Genomic DNA, 17273 nt, shown 5'->3' with positions numbered 1-17273 from the left:
GGAGCGCCAGCGGCTGGAGGCCGCGGTCGCCACCCTGCGCGGTGCGGGCTGGTTGCAGTTCCCGGTCGCGGCGGCCTGTTCGCTGCGCAGCGCGCAGGTCACCACCGAGGGCTACGACGTGGCGATGGCCGATCCGGACGAGCCCGGCCACAGCCATGCCGAGTTCCACGCCCGGTACGCGTTCGACTGCACGCAGCCGGCGCGCCTGGATCACCTGCAGGTGCTGTTGCCGCAACGTTTCCCCGGGCTGCACACGGTGCTGGTCGATGTCGCCACTGCTGCGGGCCAGGGCCGCACCGAGGTGGTGCCCGGGCAGACCCGGGTGAAGCTGCCGGAATGAGCCAGCACCACGTCGTCGAACTGACCGAGGTGCGCTTCGGCTATCCCGGCGCCGCCGCACCGGTGCTGGACATCGCATCGTTTGCGCTGCCGCGTGGGCAGCAACTGTTGCTGCGTGGCGCCAGCGGATCAGGCAAGAGCACCTTGCTGGCGTTGATCGCCGGCGTGCTGCAGCCCACGGCCGGCTGCGTGCGCGTGGCCGGGCAGGACCTGGCGGCCTTGCGCAAGGCCGCACGCGACCGCTTCCGCGCCGACCACTGCGGCGTGGTGTTTCAGCAGTTCAACCTGCTGCCGTTCCTGAGCACCCGCGACAATATCGCGCTGGGCCTGCAGTTCTCGGCGCGCCGCGGTCGATTGGCGGCGGGCACGCAGGCGCTGGACACCGAGATCGAGCGGCTGATGGCCGCGCTGGGCCTGGACGTGGCGGCACTGTGGTCGCGACCGGCCGCGCGCCTCAGCGTCGGCCAGCAGCAACGCGTGGCCGCCGCGCGCGCATTGATCGCGCGGCCGCCGCTGCTGCTTGCCGACGAACCCACCTCCGCGCTCGACCCGGTCGCGGCGCAGGCCTTCCTGCAGTTGCTGTTCGCCGAGTGTCGGCAGGGCGGCACCAGTTCGATCGTGGTCAGCCACGATCCGTCGATCGCGCCGCTGTTCGACGCCCAGGCCGACCTGGCCACGCTCAACCGCGCCGGCGCCGGAGGTGCACGATGAGCCTGTTGAAGCTGGCCCTGGCCAGCCTGCGCAGCCGGCGCCTGGGCGTGGCCTTGACCGTACTGGTGATCACCCTGAGCGTGACCCTGCTGCTGGGCGTGGAGCGGATCCGCACGCAGGCGCACGAAGGTTTTGCCAGCACCGTGTCCGGCACCGACCTGATCGTCGGCGCGCGCTCGGGCCCGGTGAACCTGTTGCTGTACTCGGTGTTCCACATCGGCGACGCCACCAACAACGTCTCGTGGAAGAGCTACCAGGACCTGACCGCGATGCCCGAAGTGAAGTGGGCGGTGCCGCTGTCGCTGGGCGATTCCTACCGCGGCTACCGGGTCGTCGGCACCAGCACCGGCTTCTTCGAGCACTACCACTACGGCGCCAAGCATCCCCTGGCGTTCGCGCAGGGCAGGGCGTTCGACGATCTCTACGATGCGGTGATCGGTGCCGATGTCGCCGCCGCGCTCGGCCGCCACCTCGGCGACGAGATCGTGCTGACCCATGGCACCGGCCGGATCAGTCTGGCCACCCATGCCGACAAGCCGTTCCGGATCGTCGGCATCCTGCGCCGCACCGGCACGCCGGTGGATTCCAGCGTGCTTGTGTCGCTGCAGGCGATCGAGGCGATCCATATCGACTGGCATTCCGGCGTGCGGCTTCCGGGCCACCACGTCAGCGCCGCGCAGGCGCGGGCGATGGACCTGACTCCGGACACCATCACCGCCTTCATGCTCGGCCTGAAGACCCGCATCGCCACCTTCTCGGTCCAGCGGCGGATCAACGAGTACCCGGAGGAAGCGATGCTGGCGATCATGCCCGGCGTCACCCTGCAACAGTTGTGGGGCACGCTGGGCACGGCCGAAGGCGCCTTGCGCATGATCGCCTCGCTGGTGGTGCTGCTCGGCCTGGTGTCGATGGTCGCGCTGCTGGTGGCCACGCTGCAGGAGCGCCGGCGCGAGATGGCGATCCTGCGCGCGGTCGGCGCACGGCCGCGCGACATCGCCTGGCTGCTGCTGTTCGAGGCCGGCCTGGTCACCGTGGTGTCGTGCACACTGGCGCTGCTGGCGGTGACCGCGGCCAGCTGGCTGGCGCGCGGCTGGGTGCTCGATCATTTCGGCCTGGCGATCAACCGTGTCGCGCCCAGTGCGGCGGAGTGGGGTTGGCTCGGCTGCGTGCTGCTGGCCGGCGTGCTCGCCGGCATCGTGCCGGCCCTGCTCGCCTATCGCCGCACCCTGGCCGATGGCCTGTCGCCGGAGCTGTGAGCATGACCCGCTGGATCCTTCCCTTGCTGGCGCTCGCACTGCTGTGCGGCTGCGGCCGCCAGCAACAAGCCCCAATCCCGGAAAAAGCGCAGGCGACAGCGGCGGCGCAGCCAGCACCGACCAAGGAAGCGGCGATCAACCCGCCACTGGGCGAGCCCGATGCCGACGGCTATCGCGAGCTGGACTGGAGCGCGATGCTGCCGCCGGCCGAGCTGAAGGCGCTGGAAAACAGCGACGAAGCACCGGTCAACCACACCGGCAAGCGTGCGATGCCGCAGACCGGCACCTACAACACCGTGGCCGCCGTGCTGGCGCGCAAGGTGCGCCTGCCGGGCTACGTGGTGCCGCTGGACAGCGACGACGCCGGCCGCGTGCGCGAGTTCCTGTTCGTGCCGTACTACGGCGCCTGCATCCACGTGCCGCCCCCGCCACCGAACCAGATCGTGCATGTACGCCTGGACAGCCCGATCGACCCGCCCGACATGTACAGCCCGTTCTACCTGACCGGTCAATTGCGCGCGGAAACCCTCCACGGCGAACTCGCCGGCACCGCCTACACGATGGAGCAGGCGCACCTGCATCCCTATGAAAAAGGCTGATCGCCATTTCCTGCTGACTGGAGTGCTGTGCCTGCTGGCGGGCTGCCACGGTGATGGCGGGAAGCCGCCGGACGCCACGCCGACACCATCACCGGCAGCAAAGCACACAACCGCAGCAGCCGACGCTGTCCCGGACACCGTCGAAAGCTGGGAACAACTGGCGCCGGCCAACGACATCTACCAGCGCCCGCCGCCGCGGATCGCCACCGCGTGGCGGGGCGACGCCGCGGTGCTGGATCAGCCGGCGCCGGTCGACGATGGCCCCTCGGTGGTCAACGGCATGCCGATCGACCATTCCGGCACCCAGCGCGCCGCGCAGTTCGGTTCATCGCAAGTGGTGAAGGGCCTGGAAGGCAAACGCTTCGCGCTGGACGGCTACGTGGTTCCGCTGGAAAGCGACGACCAGGGCAAGGTCAGCGAACTGCTGTTCGTGCCGTTCTATGGCGCCTGCATCCACGTACCACCGCCGCCACCGAACCAGATCCTGCACGTGGTGCTGCGCACCCCGATCGACGTGCCGGAGTTGTGGGACCCGTTCCACCTGCAGGGGCGGCTGCATCTGGCCGACTTCAAGGCGGATATCGCCAATGCCACCTACGAGGCGGAAGACGCCACGCTCACCCCGGTGCAGGGCTGAGGGCGCGGTCCGATGCGCCTGAAGTCGCCGATGCGTTTGGCGATCGCGATCGCCGCCTGTGGGGTCGTCGTTGCCGGCGGCGTGCTGTTGGCATTGCGCACGCACGGGGATGTGGCACCGACACCGCGTGCTGCTGCGACCACCGCGATCCACCCGCCAACTGTGCCCGCATTTCATGTCGCGCCATTGTCCGAAGATGCAGCCGACAAGCGCATCACCACACTGCTGCACAGCGATCCCGCATTCGCGCGCGACGCCACATTCCTGATCGTGGCCAGCGTCCGCGAACGCTGCGCACCGGCCCATTCTGGCGAACTGGCCAAGATGGCCAACCGCGCCCGCCTGCCGATACTGGTCGCAACATCCGAGGTGACGACGCGCGAACCCGACCTGGACCATCCGATCTACCAGGCGATCCAGCGCACCGCCGCCGCTGCGCCCTGCGGCCGCGCGCTCGACCTGACGGCGAACGGCCTGCCGCTGCAACTGGACCCGGAACGCTACGCGGCGGCGTTCCCCGACAGCTACTACCAACCCACGCTGGACACCGTGCCGCACGAGTATGCCGGCCAACCGCTGGGCGCCCGCGCGGCGCAGGAATGCCAGTCGATCGCCTACGCGGTGCTGCCGCTGGGCCGGGATGGCTGGCAGTGCAGAGCGCTGTGGTCCGGCATGCGCCCGCGGATCGTCAAAGCCTGCGAACAAGCCCGTAGCGAAGGCGGGCAGGGGGCAGGTGAGGCGATTCCGCCGGAGGTCGCGAAACGGCTGACGCCGGTGGTGGCTGGCTTGCTGGAGAAGTTGCCGGAGTCCTGTCGCTGAGTGCGTGTGCCCTTGCACTTGAGAAGCTAACAAGTGCGAACGGCAGGAGTTGGCCAAGACAGAGGTTCGCGGAGTAGCTGATTAGGGCGGTTTCCAGGCCACGTTGTTGCGTTGTGCCTTACGTTGACGTGCCCCCGAACACCTGCAATCGCACTTGGATGAACTCCAGCAATGCTCGAACCCGCGCAGTGACCGAATGACGGTGACTGTAGGCGCCAAGCAATTGCAGCGGGGCAGGGCTTAGATCCAGTTGAACTTCCTGCAACCGGCCCGCGGCAAGATCGTCCTGGCATGGGTAAGCAGCAACGATTGCGAAGCCAAGGCCCTGACGTGCGCCCGCCACCGCAAGTTCCCCGCTGTTGACGCGATAGCGGCTACGCACGGGCACCTTCACGATCTCACCCGCAGGATCGAGAAACTGCCAGGGCTGACCCTTCAGTGCGCTCACGGTGGTGATGCACGGCAGGGACTTGAGTTCGCGCACATGGCGTGGCATTCCGGTCTGGGCCAGTAGCGTGGGGGACGCGACCACGATGCTGGGCAAGGTCGCCAGTTCGCGGGTGATGAACGCACTGTCATCCTGACGCCCGCGGTGGAAGACAATGGAGAGGTCCATGTCTTCCCGCAGCACTTCCAGGCCGGTAAGGCGTGTGTCGCATTCCAGCTCGATGCCCGGATGGAGGCTGCAGAATTCGGCGAGGATAGGCGCGAGCAACCTGGGCGCTTCATTGGGCATGCACATCCTGAGAGGCCCCTTTAATTCGCCTTGTACTGCGCCGAGCTCCTCCTCCGTGGAGAGCAAAGCGTCGAGGAGCGGCTTGGCGCGCGCATAAACCAGCCTCCCGGCTTCCGTCATGCGCAGATGGCGCGTGCTGCGTTCCAGCAAGCGCACGCCCAGCCTGCGCTCCAGTGCCGCGACATGACGGCTGACGTTGGACGACGGCAAGGCCAGCACGCGCCCAGCCCCGGAAAAGCTCTGCGCGTCGACGACGGCCACATAGACGCGGACTGCATTCAGATCGAGGTTGGTGCGCACCATTATCCCAAATAGGATATGAAACCCCGCCATTTTCGCATGCTAGTTAGCGGAATTGGTGAGGTCCAAGATGCACTCCCGTCCAACGGCGGCCCTTCAACGGCACGCCTGGACCAATTGAATCGGGATGCATCGGCATGGAGATCGGAATACTGGGTGGCGGCATTGCAGGCTTGAGCGTGGCCCTCGCGTTGCACAAGCAGGGGCACACCCTCCGCGTCTATGAACGTCGGAGCGGGCCGGCCACCATGGGCGCTGGCGTGACGCTTTGGCCGAACGCGGGCTTTGTGCTTCAAGAGCTCGGGTTGTTGGAGGATGTCGGGGCAGTGGGCGGTCGGCCAGTGTCGGTACACCGCAAAGACGCAGCGGGTAACGCGCTGGGAGGCCTGGACATCACACTGCTGGACCAACTCATGGGCTACCCGACCCATACGATCCTGCGCCGCGACTTGCAGGCGGTACTGCTGGACCACGTGGCACGCGCTGGTATCCAGGTGGAGTTCGGGCATCGGGCGATAGCGATTGATCTGGATGCCGGCGGCAAGGCCGTGGCACGGTTCGAGAACGGGAAGAGCATCCATCCGGATCTGCTCATTGGGGCGGATGGCCGCATGGGCTCGGTGGCGCGCAAGTTCGTCGCCGGGGACAACACGCCCATCTACCAGGGGTTCGTGAACTGGATCGGCGTTGCACAGGGCAATGGCCCGTTGCTGAGCGACATGGCGATTCACGATTACTGGGGGTCTGGCGACCGTTTCGGTTGCGTACCGATTCGGACGGATCTGGTGTACTGGGCCGCCGCGCAGGCGCGGCCATTGCCCGAGGCGACGCCAGCAGCGGAGATGCGCAAGGAAGTGATGGATCTTTTTGCAGGATGGCCGGAGCCGGTCGCCCGCCTCATCGAAGCCACGCCGGCGCAATCCATCCAACTGATCGCCGTGCATGACGTCGAGCCGCTGCACACTTGGAGCCGAGCAAATGTGCTGCTCGTCGGCGATGCGGCGCACGCGCCACTGCCGACCTCGGGCCAGGGCGCCTGTCAGGCCCTGGAAGACGCCTGGCATCTGGCGCGGTGCCTCGAAGCGGCCGACGGTGCGCTGGATCGAGCATTAGCGCGTTTTGCCGCGGTCCGCGGACCAAAGACCACCAAGCTGGCAGAGCAGGGCAGGATGTTCGCGCGCGGCCTGTTCGCCCAAGACCCCGACACCTGCCGTCTTCGCAATGCGCGCGCCAGGGCGTCCGATCCAGTGCGTGATGCCCAGGCCATGGCGGCTGGATGGTCGCAGGGGTTGCCGATGGCGGACTGCATAGACATGGCGCCGGCTAGCGGTGTTGGCAGTCTGTGTCGCCTATAAAAGGTACTCCTGATCCAAGCGTCGCGTGGCATCTCCGCTGCAGGATGCATCTCCACTGGATCTGGGGATCCATTTCACTGGGTAGCCACGTCATGCTGATCAAAGACCTTCCACTGCGCTCCCCATGCTGTGGCTACAAGACGCTTTCCGAGCGAGCAGCATTTGAGATTTGCGCCGTTTGTTTCTGGGAGGATGATGGCCAAGATGACGATGATGCTGATGAGGTACTAGGTGAACCGAATGGCAACCTCAGCCTCACACAAGCCCGAGCCAACCATCAGCAAGTTGGCGCTCCCCGTAGACAAGATGTCGCATATGTACGTCCGCCCTTAGATGGAGAGATGTAAAGTGGGGCTAGCAAACCCGCCTTCTAGGTTCGGCTTATGCCGACATGCTGAGCGGCCGGGAAGCGATTAGAGGGCGTTATCGGGGGTAGGGCAGCAGCTGGCCGCGGCATCAGGCGGCAGGCACACTCAACGGCTTGACGGAGTACAGACGCTACATGGAAATCACAGAGACGCCCACGCCTGAGCAAATCCAGGTCCTTCAAGGCAGGCTAAGCCGCGACCGCGGAGCGCCCATCGCGGACGTATATGATGATCTGGTCGAAGTGCAACTGATGGCCGTCGAGGCTGGCGTGCCCGTCGGAATCGCTTCGATCAGACAGTACGGCACAGAGGCTGAGCTGTACAAGCTGTACGTCGTGCCGGAGTACCGACGCCGCCGCGTCGGCGAAGCCCTGTTCCAGGGAACTTTGCATTGGATGCAACAACATGGCCTGTTGGTGCTAAACATCGAAATGATTGGTGAAAGCTATCGCTTCTGGAAGACGGTGACCCAAGGCCTGCAGGTCACACCGCTCGGCCAAGAAAAGTTTTTTATTACCCTGTAAGAAGGAAGCCAAAATCTGGTGCCGTCATCCTCGACGAGTGCCGATCCCCATGGCCGATAATGAGCAAGCCGTTGCCGACATCTTCAATGACTACATGCGCGAGCGCTGTCAGGCACAAGGTCAATCCTTTCAGGCGTTTGGTTTGGGCGGACAGGACCGGGACGCTGCCGACTACCTGATCGCTGGTGCGCACGGTTTCGCCCTTATCGAATTCAAGCATTCGGAGTCAGCGATCACGAGCGAAGGCAAGAAGCCGCGCCGCAAGAACCTTTGCCTTTTGCTGCAGCAAGATGATTCGATGCGGACGCTCCATGACCCATGCCACGTCATCGCCTGGGAAGACAGGGGGACAGGTGATATTCGCTGTGCTCCATACCGGACCCAGGTGTGCAATCAGCATGTGTTCGCAGAGTGCGCAGGGCTCCGGTGGAAGCGACCGCTCAAGCACAAGCAGCTCGACGCCACGCAGTACTGCAACGAGTTTTTGTTCCCTCCGCCGCATCGTTACGCGACCAAAAAGGAGTTCGAGCGGTATTTGCGGTGGCTCATGAAGGATGCGAGCGGCTCTGAGAACGAGACCGTGCAACTTATGGCCCGGGCGCCAGTGGGGTGCGCGACCGTTCGCTTTGAGTCGGTAGATGCGGCGTATCGATAGATGCAGGATCGCTTGGGCTTTAGCAGCGGGATGCGGCCGGCGTGATGGTGGCCGAAGTCGGCGCCGATTAGCTTCTGCGTGCCTACGTGCATTTGATGGATTAGTCCGTTTTCAAGGTCGGGCAGAGGTCGGCGGATGGCGCCGATGATTCGGGGTTCGGTGGCGATGCTGAGCGGCCTCAAGCCATCCCTGTCAGCAACCGCGCTCATCTTGGCTGGCGGCATGACCCGCGAGCGTGCCGAGCAGCGATCGGTGCCAGCATCGTCGACCTGGCTGCGCTTGGCACTACCTTCATCAGCATCCGGATCTGGTCGCACGCATGCAACACAACTGGCCGCTGGCGCCTACAGAACGCGGTGCGGTCTAGGGCGGCGGTGCCAAGGGGACATCGACCATCCTAAGTATGCGCCTGCCTGATAGATAGGCTTGAACGCGTTAATGGTGTCGCCAGCGGAAACGCTGGCGACGATCGACTAACGTCCGCTTCGTACGAAAGCGGACTTTGGCACACAGGCTGGGGCAGGGAGGCGCTATCCGATCTCTGTGATCAGGGATGTTTAACGCAGGTAGCGCTGATGTCCGCTTCTCGCCAGGAGCGGACGTTCAACGCCAGAATTAAGCCGCGCCTCGAAGCGGCGTCGGCTTGAACGCATTGCTAGGGCGCACCCGCCAGCCCCAGAAACGTCTCCATCCACGTTTTCTCGGCGGCGCTCGGGTTGTACGCATAAGCGACTTGCTCGGCAGAGGGCGCCGAAACTTCTTCCCAATACCGTGGTGTTGCAACCGTATTCAAGAACGCCAGCTCACATGTCACGTAGCACATCCACACTGCGCTAGTTATGAACTGCATGCTTAGATCCAAAGGCTCACAGCCTTTTTCGTACGCACGTATCGGAGTGAATTGTTTGTGCAAAGTTCCAATGTGAGTGAACTCTTTGCTTAGTAGACCGTACATTCTGCCGAATGGCGGAAACACCTTCTTGGCACTGGCAATCGCTCGTGTGGACTCGAACGCATGCTCTCTATGCGCCTTTAAGTCGTCTTGGAACTGGATCAGATGAAGCACAACCGCCAAAGACTCTATAGATGAGCGGATGACCGGGCCCGGTTGTAGGACGAAGCCGCCCCGCAGGAGGTACGCCGCAGCGGCGATGGAGTTCAGAGCGTTCGATAGAAGCTCGGCACACGCAACTCTCAGATCATCCTCCTCTTGCGAAGCTTTGATCATCCCCGAGGTGAGCAGTCCGAAGCAGTGGGCAAACTGCTTGCTAATTGCTCGCATGTTGTCGTGATGCAGGGCATCAAACGACGCGGCGATCATCTCGGCATCCCGAGTAATTTGATTGATTAGCACGGTATTTCGAATTTCCAGAAGCCGGCTATTCACCGGATCGAATATAACGGCACACGTGTCGGGATGGTGAGAAGTCATTTGTATGCCCTAACACCTTGAATTAAGCCGCGCCGCAAAGCGGCGTCGGCTTGAATGAATTGTTAGAAGCCATTACGGAGTCCACTCCCATGTGCCGCTACCGGCTCCGTCAAAGTATGTGATGCAAATATAATCGTCTGGGTTAGGCTTTGTATTTTGGGAAACCAGGTTATCCAAAAGCTGTTCGGAGAACTGACTGGCATCAGCCCCTTGGGGTGTAGGTGAATTTACAAGCTTAATCTTCCAGACGGAGCCACCCGAGTCAATTCTTGTTGCTGTTGCGCCATGGCTAGCGAGAAAAAGCGCGCCATCCCCCCTCAATCCCTCCATGTAGCGCTCTAGCGCTTGCCAAGGGTTTTGCGAGCGGTAACCGGATTGACCGGCTGTTGCCGATCCTGAGAGTCCCCAGTTCGCGATGATAAGTGCATCCAGGTTATTTTTGGTCTTTGGCATGGAAACTCCTGTCGTCTGACTACCTAATAGACGGACCTGTGGGTCCGGTTATGCAACTTACCCACAATGCACCGTATGGCGGGTCTTCCCATTTTTCCAGCTCGATCTTAGGGTGGCGGGATCCGGCTAAGAAGCCAGCGTATAGCCGGACCGAGCAGAGGGCTCAGTCACCACCGCAAGGCGGTTCTGGTAGAACTGCAGATGTGCGTTTTGGTCGATAGCGGACTCTAGCATTCTTGGTCGCGTTGTCTGGCGCTGGCATGTCTGTTTTCGGCCAGAAGCGGTCATCGGTTGATGCCTAGCCTTTTGGGCATCTGTGACGAACGAACCCATCTCCGGGAAGGTTGACTGAGGTCAGCTCCTCGCCGTCTTAGGAGAGCTTGAAGCGTTCCGTGGCTATCCCCGTCTCGCCCTCTCCGGAGAGATGAAGAATCAGGGCTATCTCGTAACGCCCCTCTGACACAACCGCCCTGACCGGACCATCACTCTCCCAATAGGTCATGTGATCCTTTCCGATGGATGGCGCGAAGGCCGTTGTTGGCGATGATGGGGAAGGTGCGCCCGCGAACTGGGAAGGGTGGGATGTTTCCGCAGATTGCGGCCTGAAATGGCCTGGATGAGGGCAACTATGTGCATGCATTTGCCAGTCAATCAGCCGCACCCGATCACGCCGATTGGGTCGGCGGCTTGTTCAGAGCTTCCTTAGGGGCTTCCTGTGGCCTCTGCTCAATCATTGCGTCAGCCGCGTTGTGCGTGATCGTCGGGCAGGGTTGCGCGTCGTTTCTTTCTTGCTGCAGTGCGCTTCGGTTCGCCAACGCTCCAAAGCCTGCGCCAATGAATGCTAGGCCCAGTGCAAACGCTGTTACTTGCCACCCTGTCTTGCCCATGGTCTCTCCGCACTGTTGTTGCCGGCATTTTGGGTGCAGGGGCTTGCCCCTGCGTAGACGCCTTATCCTGCCATCTGTCCGAAGTGGCGTTCTCGCCAGGTCGCAAGGTCCACCACAACGACCTTCACCATTGACTGCTGACGCGCTTTCCTGGCCTGGTTCCGATTGCGTGCTGCGTCGCGTAAGTCAGTGGCGTCTGCGCGCCAAAGCAGGCCGCGCAGCCTGCGTTCGGGTATCCGTTCGCCGGTTGGCGCTACCAGGTCCCGGCCAGCAAGTCGCCATCCCGCCCATGGTCCGTGCAGGTCGACGTGGTTGTCGATGACGTGCCGTGCGTGTGCCTGCGCGCAATGGTTCGGGCAGGGTTGGCCAGGCTGCCAGCACGGCGGCCGGCGATCGATGTCGTAGGTGTCGTTCACGCTGCGATTTCCTTGTCGCTAGGGGATCGAGGCGGCAAGCAAGAGGTAAGCCATAGCCAGATCCATCGCAGCCGCGCCAGCATCAGGCGCATACGCAATTTCGCATAATGTATCTTATGTAAAATTCCTGCAGTAGAAGCAGCCCCCAGACACCATCACACCCACCGACCTCACCGCACCGTCACCAACCCCTGCGCCCCCGCCCACTGCTGGATGTCGTCACGGCGGATCGCCGCGGCCATCAGGCCGGGGAATGCGTCCGGGGTGCAGGCGAACGACGGCATGCCCAGCGCCGCCAGCTTGGCGGCCAGGGCGCGGTCGTAGGACGGTGTGCCTTCGTCGCTGAGGGCCAGCAGCACGATGAACTGCACGCCGGATTCGACCAGTTCGCGGGCGCGCGCCAGCAGCCGCTCCTCGACGCCGCCTTCGTACAGGTCGGAGATCAGCACCAGGATGGCGTTGTGCGGTTCGCGGATGATGCTCTGGCAATAGCTCACCGCGCGGTGGATGTCGGTGCCGCCGCCCAGTTGCACGCCGAACAGCAGGTCCACCGGGTCGTCCAGTTGCTCGCTCATGTCGACCACTTCGGTGTCGAACACCACCAGGCGCGTGGACACCGCCGGCAGCGAGGCCATCACCGCGCCGAAGATGCTGGAATACACCACCGAAGCGGCCATGGAGCCGCTCTGGTCGATGCACAGCAACACTTCGCGTTGCGGCTTCCTGGCCTTGCGGCCGTACCCGACCAGGTCCTGCGGCACCACGGTGCGCAGGTCGGGTTGCCAGTGCCGCAGGTTGCTGCGGATGGTGCGGTGCCAGTCGATCTCGGCCAGCCGCGGGCGGCGGTTGCGGCGCGCGCGGTCCAGAGCGCCGGTCACCGCCGAGCGCATCGGTTCCTCGAGCTGGCGCAGCAGGCTCTCCACCACCTGGCGCACGACCATGCGCGCGGTGTCCTTGGTCTGCGCCGGAATCACCTGGCTCAGGCCGATCAGGTTGGCGACCAGGTGCACGTCGGGCTGCACCTGCTCGAGCATTTCCTTTTCCAGCAGCATCTGGGTCAGATCCAGGCGCTGCAGGGCGTCGCGCTGCATCACCTGCACCACCGACGAGGGGAAGTAGCGGCGGATGTCGCCCAGCCAGCGGGCCACATTGGGCGAGGAGGCCCCTCGCCCGCCACGGCGCCCCAGGCCGCCTGGGCCGTCGGGCTCGTACAGCGCGGCCAGCGCCTGGTCGATGCCCTGCAGCGGCTTGGGCAAGGCGCCGCAACTGGATTCGGCCTCCTGCCCCAGGATCAGGCGCCAGCGCTGCGCGCGCGAGGTGGGCGTGTCGGGTGTGGATGGCGTGTCGGTCATGCGGGCAATCCCAGCAGTTCGCGCAGCATCGGCACCGCGCGCTCGGCGCGGGCCAGGTTCCAATCGGGGACGACAGTGGCCTCGGTTTTCTCCACCGGCGCCTGGCGCACGCGCGTTCCCAGGTCGCGGCGGTCGGCGGGCTGGAAGGCGGCGAAGGTGCGCCGCACCAGCGGCAGCACGCGCACCAGTTGCGCCTCGTCCAGCGCCACGACCCAGGCGTCGATCATCTGCCACACGGCGTCGTCGTGCAGCAGCACGGTGGCGTTGCGGTTGAGGAAGCCGTCCAGCCATTGCGCGGCCTGCAGTGATTCGGCGCCCGGCGACAGGTGCTGCTGCAGTTGCAGGTGCACGATGGTGCTCTGCACCGCCTGGGTGTCGAACAGCAGCCGCAGGGCGACGCCCTGCAGCAACGCGTTGCACGCCGGCGACAGCGCCACGCGTTGCAACGCCTGTTGCCAGTTGGCGCTGCCGTCCGCATCGCCGCGCAGGCCGATGGCGCGATCGGCGTCCAGGACGATGCTGCGCGCCTGCTCGGCGCGGGCCTCATCGAGACTGGACAGCGCCAGGGTCAGGCCGATGACCGCGCGCGCCAGCATGCTGTCGAACAGGTGCGCGACCTGGCGGCCCTCGGTCTGGCGGACATTGCCGTAGCGGTACACGTTGGCCAGGGGCGGCAGCGCACCGAGCAGCGCCAGCGGCTCGGCATCGGTGGCAGCGCGGGCCTCGAGTTCGGCGGCGATCGCGCTGACCGCCTGCGGCAGGTCGGCCAGCAGCACCTGGTCCACCAACGCGGACAACGCTGGCAGCGCCTCGGCCTTGCGCGCCTGCGCGATGGCCATGCTGGACGCGGCATCGGCCAGGGTCTGCCCGTGGCGGCTGGCTTGCACCAGGTCCACCAGGAACTGCGGCTGCCAGGCCAGTTGCCAGATTTCGTGGAAGGTGCCGCGTGCGGACTGCCCGGTGCGCGCCAGCCGGCCCCATTCGATGCCGATCAGGCGCAGCCGATGCAGCAGATGGCTGCGCGCCAGATCGGTGTCCTTGCGCAGGTCCAGATCCAGGGTCTTTTCCAGCGCTTCGGGTTTCAGGCGCAGGCGCTTCTGCTGCGCCTCCAGGTCGCGCTGCAGCGGCACCGCCGGCACGCTGTCGGGTACCTGACCCAGGGCGTCGCCGACCATCAGGCGCTCGCGGATGAGCCGCATGGGCGCATCGTCGCCGTTGCAGATGACCGCGCGGCTGGCCTCGGCGATGTCGTCCAGGCCCGGGGCCGGATGACCACGCAAGGCAGCCAGGGTGTCGGCCAGGCGGGTCGCCTCGATCAGGTGCGCCGACGAGCAGTCGAGTCCGTGGTCGCGCAACAGGCGCCCCACCCGCGCATACCAGCCGACGGCGCGTTGGTCGTGGACGCCACTGCTGCGCCACAGGTGGTCGTACCAGCCCGGCGCTTCCACGCCGGCGCCGTAGCCGCTGTCCATGCTCAGGTGGCGATAGGTCCATGGCACCCAGGTGCTCTGCGTCTTGCGCTTGGGCATGGCCTTGAGCAGGCGGCTGTCCGCGGTGGCGCTGTTGGCGCGCAACGCCGCCGGCTGTAACGCAGGCACATGCCAGGCGCCACAAACCACCGCGACACGCGCGAACGCCTTGCTGGCGCTGCGCAGCGCGCTGCGCATGTGGGCTTCGCGCACGGCCTCGTGTTCGCCGCGCAGGCCGGGAGGCTCCGGCGTGTGTTCGCGCACGGCGGCCATGGCCTCGGCGATGGCATCGAACAGCCCCTGCCCGTCGCCCCGCTCTTCCACCATGTGGTTCCACCAGGCCTCGCCGTCGGCATGGCCGGCGGCGCGCGCCAGCCAATCCAGCGGATCGGACGGGCGCACCTCGGCGCGCTCGTCCTCGGGTGCGTCGGCGTCGTCCTGCGCCGGTGGCGGCGTGTCCGCCGGCTCCGGCATTTGGTCTGCATGCGCAGCCACGCGCTTGGCACGCGCTTGCGCCTGCCATTCCAGGGTCAAGGCCGGCGGCACGTCCATGAAGCGTACCGCCACGCCGTTGCGCAGCGCCCAGTGCATGGCCTGCCATTCCGGGGAGTACGCGGCATACGGATGGAACACGGCCAACTGCGGGTCGTCGACGCAATAGGACAGCAGGGCCACCGGCGGCTGCATGCCCTCCTCCAGCACGTGCGGCAGCAATGCTTCGGTACCTGCCGGTCCTTCGATCAGCACACAGTCCGGCTGCAGGGCAGTCAACGCGGCCACCAGGCTGCGCGCGCAGCCGGGGCCGTGGTGGCGAATGCCGAACAGGGAGATGGCTTCGCTCATCGAGGCCGGCTCGCTCAGGCCTGCTCGCGGAACGCGCGGTACAGGTCCTTCCAGTCCTCGCGCTCCTTCACCACGGTTTCCAGGTATTCCTTCCACACCAGCGCGTCCTGCACCGGATCCTTGACGATGGCGCCGATCATGCCGGCGGCCATGTCGCCCGGACGCAGCACGCCGTCGCCGAAATGGCCGGCCAGGGCCATGCCGTTGTTGATCACGGAAATGGCCTCGGCGGTGGAGAGCGTGGCGGTCGGGCTCTTCAGCTTGGCCTTGCCGTCTTCGGTGACGCCATTGCGCAACTCGCGGAAGATGCGCACCACCCGCGCCACTTCCTGCAGCGCCGGCGGCTCGGCCGGCAGGTCCAGCGCCGCGCCCATTTCGGCCACGCGCTTGCGCACGATCGCCACTTCGTCCTCCTCGCTGGACGGCACCGGCAGGATCACGGTGTTGAAGCGGCGCTTCAGCGCGCTGGACAGTTCGTTGACGCCCTTGTCGCGGTTGTTGGCGGTGGCGATCACGCTGAAGCCGCGCACCGCCTGCACTTCGCTGCCCAGCTCCGGGATCGGCAGGGTCTTTTCCGACAGCACGGTGATCAGCGCGTCCTGCACGTCGGCCGGAATGCGGGTGAGCTCCTCGATGCGGGCGATCTTGCCCAGCCGCATGGCCTGCATCAGCGGACTCGGCACCAGCGCCTTCTCGCTGGGCCCGTTGGCCAGCAGCTGCGCATAGTTCCAGCCGTAGCGGATCTGCTCTTCGCTGGTGCCGGCGGTGCCCTGTACCAGCAGCGTGGAATCGCCGCTGATCGCCGCGGTCATGTGTTCGGACACCCAGGACTTGGCGGTGCCCGGTACGCCGAACAGCAGCAGGGCGCGATCGGTGGCGATGGTCGCCACGGCCACTTCCATCAGGCGGCGGTCGCCGATGTACTTGGGGCTGACCACGAAGCCGTTCTCCAGCGTGCCGCCGAGCAGGTAGGTCACCACCGCCCAGGGCGACAGCTGCCAGTTGGCAGGCCGCTGGCGGTTGTCCTGGCGGCGCAGTTCCTCCAGTTCCTCGGCGTATTGATGTTCGGCGTGCTGGCGCAGGACGGCAGTGCTCATGAGGTCTCCAGTGAAAGGCGTGAGGATCAGGATGCGGCGTGCAGGCTCTGGCGCAGGACCAGGAGCTGGCGGGCCTGCTGCACGCAATCGAGCAAGGCGGCGCTGGCGTCCGCGGGCGGATCGGCCACCTGCACCTGCGGCAACGCGGACGGATGCAGGACGGCGAGCAGTTCTAGCAGCGTGTCGCGCAGCAGATAGTCGTGGCGCAGCATCGGAGTGCCGAACAGCGAGCCCAGGTCTGTCGCCAGCGACTGCGAATAGGCGGCGCTCAAGTGCTGGCCGTGGGCGGTGCCGGCCAGCACCTCGCCGAGCAGCGCCTGCCGCTGCAGTTGCGCGGTACTCGGCGGCCAGTAGCGTTCGCGCCGCTCCGGCGGCAGCAGGGCCAGCAGCTCGCTCGGGCTGCGCTGCCGTTGCTCCACGTCGAGCAGGGCTTCCACCCAGGCCGGCTCGCTGGCGTCCACCTGCTCCAGCCAGGCACGCAGCAGGGCGGCGTCCCACTCCGTGGTGCGGGACCAGGCCAGCACCTCTTGCGGGGTCTTCTCCAGCGTGCGGCACCACCAGGCGAGCGGCAACTGCCGCGCCAGTTGATAGAGCCACCAGGCGCGCTCACCGAGCGCGTCGCTGCCGGGCCGCTTGCTGTCGATGGCCGCCTCGTCCCACCCGGCATCGGCCGCCCTCGGCGCCTCCAGGGCCCAGCTCACCCGGCGCAACAGGCCGGTGCGCTGCTGTTGCAATACCGCCGACATCTGCGCCTGCAGGTACTGCGCATGCGCGGTGGACGGCAACCGCGCCAGCATCGGCCCGGCCAACTGGCGGACCTCGCGGCTGCGGTCCTTCAGCAGTTGCTGCAGGAACGGCGCATCGGCCTCGCACAACTGCGGCCGCAACGCATCGACGCAGGCGACGCGTTCACGTGCGGACAGTTCCTTCTGCGCGTCCTGCAGGCGCTGGCGCGCGCCGTCGGGGTCGGACGCGCGCAACTGCCGCAAGGCCAACAGGCGCGCATCGAACGTGCCCTCCTCCCA

17 protein-coding genes are annotated in these 17273 nt (G+C 65.6%); 9 read left to right on the top strand and 8 right to left on the bottom strand.

Annotation, left to right across the window (positions count from 1 at the left end; genetic code table 11):
• The 6 genes from D180_RS16805 to D180_RS16780 form a co-directional block, all read left to right on the top strand.
• On the top strand, positions 1–340 hold a 340-nt coding region (locus D180_RS16805; protein WP_017913715.1), incomplete at its 5' end, for a DUF2796 domain-containing protein.
• Entirely contained in the window at positions 337–1050 is a 714-nt protein-coding gene (locus tag D180_RS16800) for an ATP-binding cassette domain-containing protein (RefSeq protein ID WP_017913714.1), read from the top strand. The genes D180_RS16805 and D180_RS16800, both read left to right, overlap by 4 nt.
• A 2-nt stretch (positions 1051–1052) precedes the next feature.
• Positions 1053–2306: an ABC transporter permease gene (locus D180_RS16795; RefSeq protein ID WP_198526576.1), complete on the top strand. Its 1254-nt coding sequence runs from the start codon at positions 1053–1055 to the stop codon at positions 2304–2306.
• 2 nt (positions 2307–2308) lie between these two features.
• Positions 2309–2905: a DUF3299 domain-containing protein gene (locus D180_RS16790; protein ID WP_017913712.1), complete on the top strand. Its 597-nt coding sequence runs from the start codon at positions 2309–2311 to the stop codon at positions 2903–2905.
• A complete protein-coding gene (locus D180_RS16785; RefSeq protein WP_043091209.1) occupies positions 2892–3542 on the top strand; it encodes a DUF3299 domain-containing protein in 651 nt (216 codons plus the stop codon). Before D180_RS16790 ends, D180_RS16785 begins: the two co-directional genes overlap by 14 nt.
• Before the next feature lie 12 nt (positions 3543–3554).
• Complete coding sequence (locus tag D180_RS16780; RefSeq protein ID WP_232760557.1) at positions 3555–4361, top strand: hypothetical protein; 807 nt, start codon at positions 3555–3557, stop codon at positions 4359–4361.
• Positions 4362–4479: 118 nt separating this feature from the next.
• On the opposite strand, the gene D180_RS16775 is transcribed toward D180_RS16780, so the two are convergent.
• Positions 4480–5400: a LysR family transcriptional regulator gene (locus tag D180_RS16775; RefSeq protein WP_198526575.1), complete on the bottom strand. Its 921-nt coding sequence runs from the start codon at positions 5398–5400 to the stop codon at positions 4480–4482.
• 134 nt (positions 5401–5534) lie between these two features.
• Between D180_RS16775 and D180_RS16770 the strand changes: the two genes are divergently transcribed.
• The 3 genes from D180_RS16770 to D180_RS16760 all read left to right on the top strand — a co-directional run bounded on the left by D180_RS16770 (position 5535) and on the right by D180_RS16760 (position 8299).
• The gene (locus D180_RS16770) at positions 5535–6752 is read left to right on the top strand and encodes an FAD-dependent monooxygenase (RefSeq protein ID WP_017913708.1); all 1218 of its coding nucleotides are present in this window, start codon (positions 5535–5537) and stop codon (positions 6750–6752) included.
• Positions 6753–7254: 502 nt separating this feature from the next.
• Positions 7255–7644: a GNAT family N-acetyltransferase gene (locus tag D180_RS16765; protein ID WP_157835482.1), complete on the top strand. Its 390-nt coding sequence runs from the start codon at positions 7255–7257 to the stop codon at positions 7642–7644.
• A 49-nt stretch (positions 7645–7693) separates the two neighbouring features.
• Positions 7694–8299 (top strand): hypothetical protein, encoded by a 606-nt coding sequence (locus D180_RS16760; protein ID WP_017913706.1) that lies wholly within the window; start codon positions 7694–7696, stop codon positions 8297–8299.
• 655 nt (positions 8300–8954) lie between these two features.
• On the opposite strand, the gene D180_RS16755 is transcribed toward D180_RS16760, so the two are convergent.
• From D180_RS16755 to D180_RS16735, 7 genes are all read right to left on the bottom strand, one after another.
• A complete protein-coding gene (locus D180_RS16755; protein ID WP_043091207.1) occupies positions 8955–9731 on the bottom strand; it encodes a hypothetical protein in 777 nt (258 codons plus the stop codon).
• Between the two features lie 72 nt (positions 9732–9803).
• Positions 9804–10184 (bottom strand): hypothetical protein, encoded by a 381-nt coding sequence (locus D180_RS24045; RefSeq protein ID WP_157835481.1) that lies wholly within the window; start codon positions 10182–10184, stop codon positions 9804–9806.
• 949 nt (positions 10185–11133) lie between these two features.
• The gene (locus D180_RS23110) at positions 11134–11487 is read right to left on the bottom strand and encodes a hypothetical protein (RefSeq protein WP_081616518.1); all 354 of its coding nucleotides are present in this window, start codon (positions 11485–11487) and stop codon (positions 11134–11136) included.
• Between the two features lie 170 nt (positions 11488–11657).
• Positions 11658–12839 (bottom strand): VWA domain-containing protein, encoded by a 1182-nt coding sequence (locus D180_RS16750; protein WP_017913703.1) that lies wholly within the window; start codon positions 12837–12839, stop codon positions 11658–11660.
• Positions 12836–15151, bottom strand: coding sequence for a DUF5682 family protein (locus tag D180_RS16745; RefSeq protein WP_017913702.1), 2316 nt, complete (start codon positions 15149–15151; stop codon positions 12836–12838). Before D180_RS16745 ends, D180_RS16750 begins: the two co-directional genes overlap by 4 nt.
• 14 nt (positions 15152–15165) lie before the next feature.
• The gene (locus D180_RS16740; RefSeq protein WP_017910372.1) at positions 15166–16248 is read right to left on the bottom strand and encodes an AAA family ATPase; all 1083 of its coding nucleotides are present in this window, start codon (positions 16246–16248) and stop codon (positions 15166–15168) included.
• 26 nt (positions 16249–16274) lie between these two features.
• On the bottom strand, positions 16275–17273 hold a 999-nt coding region (locus D180_RS16735; RefSeq protein ID WP_017913701.1), incomplete at its 5' end, for a DUF5691 domain-containing protein.

Source organism: Xanthomonas sp. SHU 166 (assembly GCF_000364685.1).
GTDB classification, from domain to species: Bacteria; Pseudomonadota; Gammaproteobacteria; order Xanthomonadales; family Xanthomonadaceae; genus Xanthomonas_A; species Xanthomonas_A sontii.
This window is presented reverse-complemented; position numbering and strand designations above follow the sequence as displayed.

Bases quoted from the DNA above. Each gene is read 5' to 3' on its own strand.
- D180_RS16800 (WP_017913714.1), top strand. From the start codon at position 337: ATGAGCCAGCACCACGTCGTCGAACTGACCGAGGTGCGCTTCGGCTAT.
- D180_RS16790 (WP_017913712.1), top strand. From the start codon at position 2,309: ATGACCCGCTGGATCCTTCCCTTGCTGGCGCTCGCACTGCTGTGCGGC.
- D180_RS16785 (WP_043091209.1), top strand. From the start codon at position 2,892: ATGAAAAAGGCTGATCGCCATTTCCTGCTGACTGGAGTGCTGTGCCTG.
- D180_RS16780 (WP_232760557.1), top strand. From the start codon at position 3,555: ATGCGCCTGAAGTCGCCGATGCGTTTGGCGATCGCGATCGCCGCCTGT.
- D180_RS16775 (WP_198526575.1), bottom strand. From the start codon at position 5,400: ATGGTGCGCACCAACCTCGATCTGAATGCAGTCCGCGTCTATGTGGCC.
- D180_RS16770 (WP_017913708.1), top strand. From the start codon at position 5,535: ATGGAGATCGGAATACTGGGTGGCGGCATTGCAGGCTTGAGCGTGGCC.
- D180_RS16765 (WP_157835482.1), top strand. From the start codon at position 7,255: ATGGAAATCACAGAGACGCCCACGCCTGAGCAAATCCAGGTCCTTCAA.
- D180_RS16760 (WP_017913706.1), top strand. From the start codon at position 7,694: ATGGCCGATAATGAGCAAGCCGTTGCCGACATCTTCAATGACTACATG.
- D180_RS16755 (WP_043091207.1), bottom strand. From the start codon at position 9,731: ATGACTTCTCACCATCCCGACACGTGTGCCGTTATATTCGATCCGGTG.
- D180_RS24045 (WP_157835481.1), bottom strand. From the start codon at position 10,184: ATGCCAAAGACCAAAAATAACCTGGATGCACTTATCATCGCGAACTGG.
- D180_RS16750 (WP_017913703.1), bottom strand. From the start codon at position 12,839: ATGACCGACACGCCATCCACACCCGACACGCCCACCTCGCGCGCGCAG.
- D180_RS16745 (WP_017913702.1), bottom strand. From the start codon at position 15,151: ATGAGCGAAGCCATCTCCCTGTTCGGCATTCGCCACCACGGCCCCGGC.
- D180_RS16740 (WP_017910372.1), bottom strand. From the start codon at position 16,248: ATGAGCACTGCCGTCCTGCGCCAGCACGCCGAACATCAATACGCCGAG.